Here is a 495-nt window from a genome sequence, read left to right on the forward strand (position 1 = left end):
GAAACTCCAACTGCAAATCGAGCTTGAAAGCGCCTAGGTGCATGACGTTCATGTCTTTATCCTTGTCCCACGGTTTGGCTTCACAGGCAGCGAGCAGGCTGCAGGCGAGCAGGGTCAGTAGCAGGCGAATGAGGCGGTTCACTGCGCGCTCCCGATGGGGGGCAGCCGGCTGCCGGGTCGTCCGCCAGCCAGTTCCTGATCGAGTGCTGGAATACACGGAGGGGACAGGCGTATCACGGGGTCGATGGGGGCTGTTTCCAGCGTTCGTTCGGGGGCAACTGCATCCTCTGCTGCCAGTCGAGTGCGCTTTTTATCTGGTCGTCGTCGGCACCGATGTCACGCAACATCGCTTCGTTGAAGGGGATTCTGTCGTGTATCCAGTCGTCGATCTGGCGGTAGGGCTGGGGTAGCAGCACTTCTTCGTCGTACCACTTGAGCACGCGGCGCACGGTATCGTCGTCCGCGCCGTGCGCGCGCAGCAGGGGTTCGGTGATC

The 495-nt window shown here is 61.4% G+C and carries 1 protein-coding gene; it reads right to left on the reverse strand.

Going from position 1 to position 495, the window contains the following annotated elements; genetic code table 11:
* Nucleotides 1–233: 233 nt before the first annotated feature.
* The coding region (locus tag DNK49_RS24250; protein ID WP_165843439.1) for a hypothetical protein at nt 234–495 on the reverse strand (262 nt) is incomplete at its 5' end.

It is taken from the genome of Parazoarcus communis SWub3 = DSM 12120, from assembly GCF_003226565.1.
Classification (GTDB): Bacteria; Pseudomonadota; Gammaproteobacteria; order Burkholderiales; family Rhodocyclaceae; genus Parazoarcus; species Parazoarcus communis.